Annotated in this window: 6 protein-coding genes; 3 read left to right on the top strand and 3 right to left on the bottom strand. The window is 74.1% G+C overall.

Translation table 11 applies throughout. From position 1 onward, the window contains the following. The first annotated feature begins 34 nt into the window (after positions 1–34). Both PV350_RS38365 and PV350_RS38370 read left to right on the top strand, forming a co-directional pair. A complete protein-coding gene (locus PV350_RS38365; protein ID WP_500338076.1) occupies positions 35–5,212 on the top strand; it encodes a hypothetical protein in 5,178 nt (1,725 codons plus the stop codon). Positions 5,213–5,224: 12 nt separating this feature from the next. Continuing rightward, positions 5,225–7,756: a right-handed parallel beta-helix repeat-containing protein gene (locus tag PV350_RS38370; RefSeq protein ID WP_500338077.1), complete on the top strand. Its 2,532-nt coding sequence runs from the start codon at positions 5,225–5,227 to the stop codon at positions 7,754–7,756. Between the two features lie 95 nt (positions 7,757–7,851). Here the strand turns inward: PV350_RS38370 and PV350_RS38375 are convergent, their stop codons facing one another. Further along, entirely contained in the window at positions 7,852–8,703 is an 852-nt protein-coding gene (locus PV350_RS38375; RefSeq protein ID WP_500338079.1) for a hypothetical protein, read from the bottom strand. Positions 8,704–8,805: 102 nt separating this feature from the next. Beyond that, entirely contained in the window at positions 8,806–10,578 is a 1,773-nt protein-coding gene (locus tag PV350_RS38380) for an MOSC domain-containing protein (RefSeq protein ID WP_499509409.1), read from the bottom strand. A gap of 233 nt (positions 10,579–10,811) precedes the next feature. On the opposite strand from PV350_RS38380, the gene PV350_RS38385 reads away from it, so the two are divergent. After that, entirely contained in the window at positions 10,812–11,558 is a 747-nt protein-coding gene (locus PV350_RS38385; protein WP_500338081.1) for a GNAT family N-acetyltransferase, read from the top strand. Here PV350_RS38385 and PV350_RS38390 read toward each other — a convergent pair. Further along, positions 11,555–12,442 (bottom strand): helix-turn-helix domain-containing protein, encoded by an 888-nt coding sequence (locus PV350_RS38390; protein ID WP_500338083.1) that lies wholly within the window; start codon positions 12,440–12,442, stop codon positions 11,555–11,557. The two genes, PV350_RS38385 and PV350_RS38390, sit on opposite strands and share 4 nt — an antisense overlap. Positions 12,443–12,482 lie beyond the last annotated feature (40 nt).

Consider the following 12,482-nt stretch of genomic DNA (forward strand, 5'->3'; position numbering starts at 1 on the left):
CGATGCGGGCAGCAAAGAGACGGCCCTCCAGTTGGTGGGTCTCGCGGCCAACACCCGGAACGCCCTGGTCGACGCCATCAACAAGCACGTGCCGCAGTCCGTCTCCGCGGCCGCTCCGGCCGCCACTGGCACCGCGAAGCTGACCGCGGACAAGATCCTGGACGTGATCACCGGTACGGGCGGTGCAAAGCCCAGCGAGGTGCGCCGTACGCTCGGTGGCTTTGACTTCGGTGTGAAGACCCGTAACAACGGGGGCAACAACCTCATCTCGCGCCCGATCGTCATCACCGTTCACGATGGTGGGACGCGGGCGGAGGTGGCCGTCCACCTGAATGTGGTCCTCACTTCGAGTCATGAGACGCGGGTGGTGGGCGGGTCGTCGGTCACGATCAGTGGGAGCGACTTCCATCTGACCGCGCGTTCGAAGGCTGCCCAGGATCTGATCGACGAGCATGGGCCGTCGATTCTGACGGCGGACAACTCCATTCATGTGGGGCCGAGCAACGCCACGCGGGGCTGGAAGAACAATTCCGGTCACACGCAGAACCTGGCGGACGAGCTTGGCGTCTCGAAGGAAAGCTTGCTCGATGCGCTGAACAAGCGTTTCCCGCCGGATGGTCTGCTGGACACGCTGGAGCGGCTCCAGCGGGACGTGCGGCACACCGTCGTCCACGGCTCGGCCACGGAGACCGTGACGGTGCGCTGGGAGAGCGGGGACAGGTCGTTCCCGGTGCTGGACGAACCCGCTGGGGTGTCGGCGCGGGCGGTGTCCGCGCCGACGGGTGCGGCGGACGACTTCCTCCACGGTGCTGGTGACGGCCATGTTGACCTGACGCTGGACCCGGGCTGGAACGCGGCGCGTGGTGCGGCGGCGCCGGACACGGTGAAGCACTCGTGGGTGGACCCGGTGTCGACGCCGCGGGGCGGTGGCGCTCACGCGCCGCGGTACGAGGTGCGTGCCGGCTTCGACGTGCGTACGTTCCCGTTGGGCGAGCGTTCCGTCACGGATCTGACCGTGCGGGTCCGGCTGGCCGCCGACGGTCTGTCGCCGGCCCAGGTGGACGCACTGTGGGAGCGAGCGCTGGGCGGTGTGGAGAGGGTCTTCAATCGTCCCGGTGAGGTGCTGGGCGACGGCAGTGTCCTGCACGTGACGCTGGAGCGCGTCTCGGGCAACGCCGCGGACGCCCACCTGAACGTGAGGGTGGGCGGCCCGGACGGTGCGATGAACCAGCACCAGTGGCGCATCGACGCCACCGAGCAGGACCTCGCGCACGAACTCGGTCACCAGCTGGGTCTGCGGGACGAGTACCGGGACTCGACGGCGGGCCACCGGCCCGAGGTCGACGGCAGCCTCATGGGCAACTACCACAACGCCGCGCCGGAGGGCCTGACCCAGGGCGGACTGCGCTCCCGCCACCTCGACCTCATCCATGCCCAGGTCCGCAACCACGGCCACGACCACGTTCACGTGCCGCACACCCGTGCCGTCACGGACGACGCGGTCGCACCCCCCGCGCCCGGCAAGGGCAAGGGGCGTGCCGACGAGGACGCCGGGTCGCTGGACGAGGGGCCGGACCTGACCCCGCGAGCCGACGACCCGCTGACGACGGCGGACGCGGAGGCGGCCGTGCAGGACGCCCGGCGCGACCTGAACCGGGCGCACGCGGAGTTCCGGCGGCTTGAGGCCCTCGACCTGGTCGGAAAGGGGTCCTCGAACAGGACCGGGCTGGACGCGGCGCGCGAGCAGGTCGTGACCGCGGAGGTCCGGCTCGCCGATGCGGAGGCCGCCGAGCTGAGGGTGGCGGCGGCCGAACACGCGTCGCCCGCGCCCGTGCCGTCCGTACCGCCGGTGCCACCCGTGCCGCACGCGCATGACGGGACCTCCGGTACGGGCCCGGCCCCCTCGCTGCGGGACACGGACTCACTGTCCGGCACGGAGACGTTCCCCACGGCACACGGATACTTCTCGGAGCTCACCGAGCCCCATCCGCGCCAGATCGACGAGGTCGACGGGACCTTCACCCGGTACGACGAGCACGGCGCTCCCGTCGCCACCGGCCGGCCGCTCCCGGCGCTGCCGGGCGTGCCGGACGGCCTGAACCTGGTCACCCCGGCGCAGGGTGCCGCCTGGCTGGAGGACGCGACCGGCACGCGCATCGCCCACTTCCGCGGGCAGGAGGTCACCGCCACGGCCGACGGTCTGCGGGTGACCCACGTGCACACCGGCGGGCCGCGGGACGGGGAGTTCATCCAGATCGGTACCGACGGCACCCTGGTCAAGCAGGGCTTCAACGTCCTCGACAAGGGCAGGCCCACTCCTTATCAGTACGTCCTGGACCACCCGAACGGCGTGTGGGAGCGCACGGGCCCCGCCGGAACCGGCACGGGGGTGTTCCACCACGGCAAGGCGGATCTGACGGGCGCCGCGAACGGCAGGGTGGTGCTGCTCAGCGCGACCGGCGCACCGGTACCGGTCTTCGAGCGCCGGCCGCTGCCCGGCGGCGGGCTCCTCGACTCCTTCCGCCGCACCGACACCATCGACTTCGGCCGTATGAACCCCCGTACGAGCTGGGCGCGCTGGGGCGACGAGGCCACCCTGTCCGGCGCGGGCATCCGCGAGTACGACACCGCGGGCACCGGCTGGCGCGACCTCGACGGGCGCGGCAACGTCGTCCACGAGTACCAGGCCGGTCTGCAGAAGCACGGCAACGGCACCGGCCACACGCTGGCGCTGAGGAACGAGAACGGCGAACTGCGCTGGCACCGCTACGACGGGGCCTCGAGGGAACTGACCGCGGGCCCGCGGACCCCGGACCGGTACGACTCCGGCTGGACCGACCTCGCCGACGACGGACGGACCCTCGTCCAGCGCAAGTGGGGCATGGGCCACCTGCCCGAACACGCCGGGCAGTACGAGGAGCACACGCTCGTGCAGGACGCCGCCGCGCCCGGCGGGTGGAAGACCGACGGGACCTGGCAGCGCCAGTCGCCGCACGGCAAGGAGGTCGGCAAGGCCGAGGTCGTCGACGGCCACCTGCTGGTCACCGAGCGGTGGCGTGAGCAGCGCCCGCCCGTCTGGGTCCGCAAGGGCCTGCTGCCGGGTGCGGGGCACGCGGAGGGCGCGTACGCCCATGTGCTCGGCGACAACGCGTACCAGCTGTTCACCTGGGAGACGCGGCCCGTCGGGGGCGGCGCCGGTGCCGGTGGCTCGGGCGTGCGGTACGTCGGTCTCGACGGCGGCACCCTGGATCTGGCGGCGAACGGCGACTTCGCGCGCCTGACGACCAAGCTGCACGACGGCACGACGCTGAAGGTCGGCGACCACGCCGGCGGCCCCGGCTACGCCCCGGCCGACGCCTCGTACGTGCCCTGGGAGGACTCCGGCGGCCGGCACGGCTACCGCGTCCCGCAACAAGGCGCTCCCGACGGCCCGCTGTGGCAGGACCGCTTCCAGGGGCCGGACGGGCGCCTGAGGGTCGCGCGCGAGGGCCTGCCGGACGGAGTCGTGCGCGAGTACGTCGATGCGCCGGTCGTCGGACATCCCTCCGGCCGCGGCAGCTGGGTCACCCGTGACGCCCACGGCAACCTGACCGGGATGCGGCACCCGAACCCCAACGGCGCCGCGAACAGCTTCATCGAGGGCACGGGGCGGGCGGACTCCGCGAAGTGGACGTGGCGGGAGACGGACGCCCAGGGCAGCCACCTCGGCCGCTCCGGCTCCAGGGAGTTCTTCCGCGGCTCCAACGACCCGAAGCTGTCCTGGGACGACTCCTTCCGCGACCTCGACGCGAACCGCAACCTGGTCCGCGAGCGCCGCATGCTCGACAAGGGCCGCTTCGTGGACGCCTGGCGCGACCCGGCCCGCAACGAGCGCTGGCTGACCGCCGAGTTCAAGCGCGACGGCTCACCGGCGACGGCACCCGGCCAGGGCGGCCAGGTCCGCATGTGGTGGAACCGGGCCACCGGCGCCTGGGACGACCAGTGGCGGCCCGGCGCCCGCCACTTCCGCGACGAACTGCGGTCCGCCGACGGCACCACGGTCGTCCTGCGCGACACGCCGCTGCATCTGGACGGCCCGGCCCGCGTCCGCGAGTACGGCCGCACGGCCGGCGAGCCCGGCGCGGTCTGGAAGGAGTTCGACCACGGCTCCGTCGTCCGCGAACGCACGGCCGAGACGGGCCCCGGCGGCACCGTCACCGGATACCTGGAGACCGACGCCTGGCGCGGGCAGTGGAACCGTTACGACGCCGACGGCGGTCTCGTCGCCCAGCGCACGGACAGCGGCCTGGTCTGGGAGCGCCGCGGTCCGCTCGGCCAGATGAAGCTGGTCGGCAACGAGTACGACTACCGCGGGCCGCTGACCGAGATACGCGGCTGGGGGCGCCGGATCCGCGAGTCCCAGCGCATGCCCTGGTCCGGGACGATGCTCCCCGACGACGCGGGTGCGGCGCTGCGCGAGGCGCGGTACGAACCGTACTGGCGGACGGTGGCGTACAAGGCCGCCGTGGAGTTCGGCCAGGAGTTCGTCCTGGAGTTCGGTGCCAACCTGGCCGTGAACGGCATCGTGGCCGCGGCCCAGGACAAGCCGTTCACCGGCAAGGACGTGCTGAAGGCGTTCGCCAACGCCGCCGTCTCCGCGGGCGTCAAGACCGGGGTCGGCATCGCCGTGCACGAGAACCGGGCCGCCGGGTTCCGCGAGCTCGGCAACCTCAAGACGACCCTGGCCAACATCGACGGCGGCAAGCTCCCGCAGCGCAGGCCGTTCAACCACGACAAGACCTGGTCCAACGAATGGGCCGGGAACGAGACCCCCACCCGCTGGCGCGGAGGCATCTACGACTTCACCTTCAGCGCGGGCACCAGCGTGATCTCGGGATGGGTCAACGGCGCCATGAACGCCGCGGTGTGGGGCGTCAGCGACGCCAACGGGAACACGGTCAAGCTCAGCGGCGCGGACGCCTTCCTGGACGGCGGCATCAACGCCGCAGCGGCCCTCACCACGTCGGCCTCCACCGCCCTGGTCAAGAACGCGCTCGTGCTGGGCGGCGGCAGCCGGCTCTTCCACCGGCAGGGCTTCGCGGACTTCTGGATCCAGCTACCCTTCAAGATCTTCGAGAAGTCGATCCAGTCGGTTTACCTGACGGGTGCGTACCGTGCGAGCATCAACCCGTCCTGGTACCAGGTACCGCCGCCCGGCACGCAGCAGCAGTAGAGGATCCGGAACATGACCCGTCACACCGTGGCCCCCAAAGGACAAGGCGGCCGCGGCGCCTTCCACCGGATCGCCGACGCGGTGCGGGCCGCCGCCCCCGGCGACGTGGTGGTGATCGCCCCGGGCACCTGGACCGAGGCCGTGGTGCTGGACCGCGCCGTCGTGCTCACGGCCGAGCACGGCCGCGGCAGCGTCGTGCTGGCCGCGCCTCCCGGGGACCGGCCCGCGCTGACCGTCGACGGCCCGGACTGCGCCGTGCACGGCGTCACCGTGTGGGGCGCCGACGACGGCGCCCCCGCGATCGCCGTCTCGCCGGGCGCCGGACTGGTCCTGGAGGACTGCGCCGTCGAGGGCGGCCGTATCCAGGCCCGCGGCCCCGAGGACGAGGAGAGCGGGACGACCGCCCTGATCCTGCGGCGCTGCCGCCTCGAACGCGCCCGGCTGGCCGGCCTGCACCTGGCCGGGGCGGTCCGCGCCCGGGTCGAGGACACCAGCGTCACGGGCGTGGACGGCACGGGCGTCGTGCTGTCGGGCACGGCCCGGCTGGACGCGACCCGGCTGCGCCTGGACCGTACGACGGGATCGGGCGTCCGGCTGCGCGGCAGCGCACGCCTGCGGCTCGCCGACTCCACGCTGACCGGCACCGGCCGGGCCGGGCTGCTGCTGGAAGAGGCGGCCGAGGCCACGGCCGGAGAACTGCGGATCGAGTCGCCCGGCGCGGCCGGTGTGCACGTGACCGGCACGGCGCGCGCCGAGCTCACCGACTGCCGGATCCGCGGCGCCTCCGCCAGCGGGGTGGTCGTCCAGGACAACGGCGTGCTCAACGCGCAGGGCTGCGCCGTCGCCGACGCCGGCGCCAACGGGCTGCTGGTCACGGGCGCCGCGCAGGCCCGCCTCGCGGACTGCCGGATCGACCGCAGCGCCTTCAGCGCCGTCCACCTGTCCGGCACGGCCACCGGGCAGCTGACCGACTGCCTCGTCCGCGACTGCGCCGAGCACGGCGTCCACGCGGCGGGCGAGGCCCGCCTCGAACTCGCGGACTGCGGGATCAGGAACGTGGCCATGACCGGCGTCGCCGTGGACGAGCAGGCCGTGGCGACGGTCACCGGCTGCCGCATCGACGACGTCGCGACGGGCATCGGCGTCGGCTCGGCGTCCGAGAGCAGGGTCGAGCACACCACGGTCACCGGCACCAAGGACATCGGGGTGCGGGTCGCGACCGGCGGTACCGCGGTCCTCACCGGCATACGGGTCACCGGGGCGGGCGCGGCGGGCGTCGTCGTCGACAAGGGAGCCGAAGCCACCGTCAACGGCGGCTCGGTGGAGGACTGCGCCGGCTCCGGCGTCGTCGTGTGGACCGGGGCCCGGCCCACGGTCGTGGACCTGCGCATCGAGAGGCCCGCCAAGAACGGCGTCTTCCTCGCCGAGGGCGCGGGCGGCACCTTCACCTCGCTCGACGTGTCCGGCTCCGGCTTCCCCGCGCTCCACGTGGGCGCGGGGGCGGACCCCGTACTGCGGCACTGCCGGATCCGCGACTGCGCGGACGCGCTCGGCACGGACGAGGGCGCGGCCCCGCAGCTCGACGACTGCACCGTGGACGGCGTCCCGCTGACGTTCGGGGAACCCGCGGCCGCCCCGGCGGTGCCCGCCGCCCCGGGCGTACCAGGCGCCCCGCAGGCAGGGACGCGCCCGCAGGCCACCGCCGACGAGGAGGAAGCGCCCGAGGAGACCCTGGAGGACCTGCTGGGCGAGCTGAACGCCCTCGTCGGCCTCGACCGCGTCAAGCGCGACGTCGGCTCGCTGGTGAAGCTGATGCAGACGGTCCGGCGCCGCGAGGAGGCCGGGCTGCCCGCCCCGCCGCTCAGCCGGCACCTGATCTTCGCGGGCAACCCCGGCACCGGCAAGACCACCGTGGCGCGCCTGTACGGCAGGCTCCTGAAGGCGCTCGGACTGCTGCGCGAGGGCCACCTCGTGGAGGTCGACCGTACGGCCCTGGTCGGCGAGTACGTCGGCCACACCGGCCCCAAGACCACCGCCGCCTTCAACCGCGCGCTGGGCGGCGTGCTCTTCATCGACGAGGCCTACAGCCTCGCCCCGGTGGGCGCCGGGAACGACTTCGGCACGGAGGCCGTCGCCACCCTGGTCAAGCTCATGGAGGACCACCGCGACGACGTCGTCGTCATCGCCGCCGGCTACCCCGGCGACATGGACCGCTTCATCAGCTCCAACCCGGGCCTGTCCTCCCGGTTCGGCCGCACGCTCCTCTTCGAGGACTACGCCGCGGACGAACTGGTCTCGATCGTCGAGTACCAGGCCGCGGAGCACCAGTACGAACTCACCCCCGTCGCCCGCGAGGAGCTCACCCGCCTCTTCGAGCTCCTCCCGCGCGGCGAGGGCTTCGGCAACGGCCGATCCGCGCGCCAGATGTTCCAGGAGATGACCGAACGGCAGGCGCAGCGCGTCGCCGAGCTGGACGACCCGACCCCGGACCAGCTCATGGCCCTGCAGGACCAGGACCTCCCCCAGCCCGCGAACCGCGGCTGACCGCCCGGGGCCGCGTGGTGGTCCGCGTGTGCGTCCGGGCCGCGGGCCGCTCGTGGTTGTGGCGGCCCGACGACCTCGCGCAGCTCGTGGCGGCGTCAGTCGCCGGAAGCGGGAGCGGTGGGGGTCAGGCGGGTCTCCATCCGGGCCACCACCTGCTCCTGGGCGCGGCGGCGCGCGGCGGAGAGCCTGCGGTCGAGGACGAAGACCGGCAGGAGCCACGCCCAGCCCCACACGACCAGCCCGTGGGCGAGGTCCAGCGAGCGCAGCAGGGCGTTCGTGCCGTAGGCGAGGACGGCGGCGGCCGCCCAGGCAGGTGCCCGGTGACGGGCGAGCAGGCGAAGGGGCGCCTTCGCAGGGCCGGACAGTTCGGCGATTGTGGCCGCCAGCACGGCGGCCCGGTGGTCCTCCGGCCGGCCCCGCGACCATGCCTCGGCGCGGTGCCGGGCCTCCTCCGCCGTGCTGTCGAGCAGGGCGTACGCGAGGTCGTCGCTCTGCGCCTGGGCGCTGCCCTGCTCCAGCTGGGCGGCCGCCGCCTGCATGCGGACGTCCTCCCACCACGAGCGCTGCGACCACCGCAGCGCCGCCTGGGCGCGCTCGGTCTCCGGGGCGTCGGGTGCGAGGCGCTCGAGCCGTTCCAGCAGGGTCCGCGCGCGGGCGGCCCGCCCGGGGTGCTCGAATGCGTCGGCGGCGAGGCAGAACTCCGCGTACCCGGCGAGCAGTCCGGGGTGGTCCGGCGCGAGTTCCAGTCCCGCCCGGAAGGCCTTCTCCGCCTCGTCGTCGTGGTCGTCCTCGTCCTCGCCGACGTGCCCGAGGGCCAGCCAGCAGTGGAGGTCGGCGGACGTGGGGTCCTGCTGCAGCCCTTCCCTGGCGGTCCTGCGGACCGCCGCGTGGCCGCCCGCGGCGTGGAGGTCGGCGCAAAGGCCCAGGTACTCGTCCGTCGTCGTCATGAGTCCCGCCCCTGAAATCGTGCGCCCCGGTCGGGGCCGCACCCCTGTGTGGCATGCGAACGCGCACGTCAACGCGGATTCGGGGCTGCGGGACGGGGCGTCCTACAGGTCGAGCACCACGTCCGTGCGCGGCTGCGAGCAGCAGATGAGGGCGTTGCCCTCGGCGGGTTCGTCGACGGGCTCCGGCGCGTATGCGACACCGCCCGTCAGGACCTGGGTCTCGCAGGTGTGGCAGACCCCGGTGCGGCACGACCAGCGGGTCGGCACGTCGCACGCCTCCGCGAGTTCGAGGAGCGTGCCGTACGCCGGGTGCCACGGCACGCTCAGGCCGCTGCGGGCGAAGGACACCGACGGTCCCGTGGGCTCGCCGGGAGGGGCCGCGGGCGGGTGCGGGGCGCGGGCCGTCGCGTCGACCACGCCGGGGTTGATCGAGGACAGCGCGCCGAACGTCTCCCGGTGGATGCGGTCCGCGGCCAGTCCCCCCGCAGCCAGCGCCTCCGCCATGTCGTCCATGAAGCCCTGCGGTCCGCAGATGTAGGCGTCCGCGTCCGGCGGCAGGTCCAGCGCGGCGATCCGCGCCGTGTCGAGCCGGCCCGCCCCGGTGTAGTCGGCGCCCGCACGGTCGCTCTCGCGCGGCCTGCTGTAGGCGACGTAGGCGTGCGCGCCCGCCATCTTTCCCACCAGGGCCCGGGACTCCGCGGCGAACGGATGGCTCTCGCCGTCGCGCGCCACGTGCAGCCACCACACCTCGCGCCGGCCGCACGCGTCGGCCAGCGCGTACAGCATCGCCATCACCGGTGTGGCGCCCACCCCCGCGGAGAGCAGCACCACCGGCGTGTCACCCTCCCCGAGGACGAACGTGCCGCGCGGCGCGGCGACGTCCAGCAGGTCGCCTTCCCGCACGTGCCGCCGCAGGAAGCCGCTGCCCGCGCCGTGCGGCTCCTGCTTGACGCTGATCCGGTACTCCGCCGCGCCGGGCCGCCCCGACAGGGAGTACGTGCGGATCAGCGGCGGCCCGTCGGGTTCCGGCCGCATACGGACGGTGAGGAACTGGCCGGGCATCCCGGCCGGCAGCGGACTGCCGTCCTGCGCGGCCAGCGTCAGCGAGAAGATGCTGCTGCTCTCGTCCCGGACCCGGGCCACCCGTAGCGGGCGGAAGCCCGGCCACGCCGGGGGAGGGGCCGCCGTGCCGGTCAGTCCGGGGTTGCCCGCCGCGCCGCCCCCGTCCCCCGCCGGGGCGTCGAGCAGCGCCCGCATCGACGCCTGCCACCCCGGGCTCAGCGCCGGGATCCGCAGGGCACGCTCGACCTGGTCCCGGGGATGCCCGGGCAGGTACAGCAGCGCGTCGATGTCCGCGACGGTCATCGCCTCCGGCCCGGTCCCGAGCTTGACGATGTCGTCGCCCGCGGCGACCTCGCCCTCCTCCAGCACCCGCAGGTAGAAGCCGGGGCGCCGGTGGGCCACCAGCAGCGCGGCCATCCTGGGCTCGGCCATGCGCATCCCGACCCGGTAGCAGGTCACGCGCGGCTGCGTGACCTCGAAGACCGCGCCGCCGATCCGGTACCGGTCCCCGATGCACACCTCGTCGTCGGGCAGGCCATCCACGGTGAAGTTCTCGCCGAAGTTGCCGAAGGTCAGGTCGTCCCGCCCGAGCTCCTTCTGCCAGTGGCGGTACGAGTCCAGCTGGTACACCAGCACCGCCCGCTGCTCCCCGCCGTGCCCGCCGAGGTCGCCCTGCCCGTCGCCGTCGATGTTGAGCCGCCGGACCATGCGCGGTCCGGAGACCGGCTCCTTCCAGACGCCCGTGTACGTCGTCCGGCCCTGCCACGGCACGTTCTTGGGCATACCGACGCTCACGGCGACCAGTGTGGCCATGCGCCATCTCCCTCGTAGCGCGAGCCCCCGCCTCCCGGCCACCGTATTACGCCCATCGTGCCGCGCAACCCGGCCGAGGGGACGGTCCCCGGCGCCCCGGGGCGGGCCGTGCCCCGCCATCACCACGGCCTAGGGTGGGGATCCCGGCCCCGGCCGGGATTGCGGGCGGGCACGACGGTGTTGACCCACCCGACAGCCGCCGGCCCCTCGATGGACGGAGACCAGCACCACCCATGTCCACCACCGTTGATCACGCCCACCCCGCGGAGTCCGACGGCGAGCCCGCCCGGGCCGACGCCGCACCTGCCCTGGACAACCCGGTGTGGGCCGCCCTCACCGGCCCGCACGCCGGCTTCGCCGAGGTCCGCGGCCGAGCCGCCCGCTACCGGTCCGACGTGTCCGTCTTCGCGGGCCTCGCCGACCCGGCCGACCCCGCCGCCTGGGACGACCTGGCCCAGCTGCTCGGCCCCGGCGGTACCGCCCTGGTCACCGGCTCACCGGTGATCCCGGAGGGCTGGGAGGTCGTGGAGGGCGGCGAGGGCATGCAGATGGTCGACACCGCGCTCCACGCCGAGCACGCCCCGGAGGCCGTGCGCCTCGGCCCCGCCGACGTCGACGACGTCATGGACCTGATCGCCCGCACGCGGCCCGGCCCCTTCCTGCCGAAGACCCTCGAACTCGGCACGTACCTGGGCATCCGGGAGAACGGCCGGCTGATAGCCATGGCCGGGGAGCGCATCCAGCCGCCCGGCTGGACGGAGATCAGCGCCGTCTGCACCGACCCGGACCACCGCGGTCGCGGCCTGGCGACCCGGCTGATGAGCGCCGTTGCGGCGGGCATCAAGGAGCGCGGGGACACCCCGCTGCTGCACGCCGCCGCGAGCAACACCAACGCGGTACGGCTCTACGAGTCGATCGGCTTCAGCCACCGCCGTCGCACCCTGTTCCTGCTGGTCCGCGCACCGGGAGGCCGGGCCTAACCCCGGCCGGTCCGTTCCCGGTCCTCGCCCGCCCGGGCGGGGGCCGCGGGGCGGACGGTCCCGTCGGCGGTGCCGGCGGCCAGGGACCCGAGCAGGGCCAGCGAGCGCGCCGCCTCCGATCCCGGCTCGGCGTGGTAGATCACCAGGACCTGGCCCTCGGCGCCGTTGACGCTCAGCTTCTCCCGGTACAGGTCCATGTCGCCGACCTGCGGGTGCCGCATCCGCGCGAGCGCGCCCTCGCGCCGGTGCACGTCGTGGCGCGCCCACAGCTTCCGGAAACGGTCGCTCTTCAGCGAAAGCTCGCCCACGAGCGCGGCCAGCCGGGGGTCGTCGGGATCGGGCCCGGCCACCGCGCGCAGACTCGCCACCGCGTTCACCGTGGCGGTCTGCCAGTCCCGGTGCAGCTCCCGCTCCTCCGGGTCCAGGAGCGCCGCGCGGAGCCGGTTCACCCCCGGCACGTTGTTCGGCGACAGCGCCCGCGCCAGGGCGTTCGCGGCCAGGACGTCGAGGTACTTCCCCTGCACGAGTGCCGGCATCGGCAACTGCGCGAGCAACTGGAGGACGTGGCCCGGCACCTTCTCCTGCGCGGGGCGCCTGGTCCTGCGCGGCTTGGGTCCCACCAGCCCGATCAGGTACGCCGTCGCGTCGGCGTCGAGCCGCAGCACCCCCGCGAGCGCCTCCACGACCTGCACGGACGGATTGCGGTCCCGCCCCTGCTCCAGCCGGAGGTAGTAGTCCGAGCTGATGCCCGCGAGCATGGCGACCTCCTCGCGCCGCAGCCCCGGCACACGCCGCAGCCCACCGCCGTTGAGGCCGACGTCCTCGGGCCGCACGAGTTCCCGCCGGGCCCGCAGGAAGTCACCGATCACATTCGAGGCGTCCATGCGCCCCACGCTAGTTCGCCCCCCGCCCCCGTGCCTGGCC

It is taken from the genome of Streptomyces sp. PA03-6a, assembly GCF_033792765.1.
Lineage (GTDB): Bacteria > Actinomycetota > Actinomycetes > Streptomycetales > Streptomycetaceae > Actinacidiphila.

Bases quoted from the DNA above. Each gene is read 5' to 3' on its own strand.
- PV350_RS38370 (WP_500338077.1), top strand. From the start codon at position 5,225: ATGACCCGTCACACCGTGGCCCCCAAAGGACAAGGCGGCCGCGGCGCC.
- PV350_RS38375 (WP_500338079.1), bottom strand. From the start codon at position 8,703: ATGACGACGACGGACGAGTACCTGGGCCTTTGCGCCGACCTCCACGCC.
- PV350_RS38380 (WP_499509409.1), bottom strand. From the start codon at position 10,578: ATGGCCACACTGGTCGCCGTGAGCGTCGGTATGCCCAAGAACGTGCCG.
- PV350_RS38385 (WP_500338081.1), top strand. From the start codon at position 10,812: ATGTCCACCACCGTTGATCACGCCCACCCCGCGGAGTCCGACGGCGAG.
- PV350_RS38390 (WP_500338083.1), bottom strand. From the start codon at position 12,442: ATGGACGCCTCGAATGTGATCGGTGACTTCCTGCGGGCCCGGCGGGAA.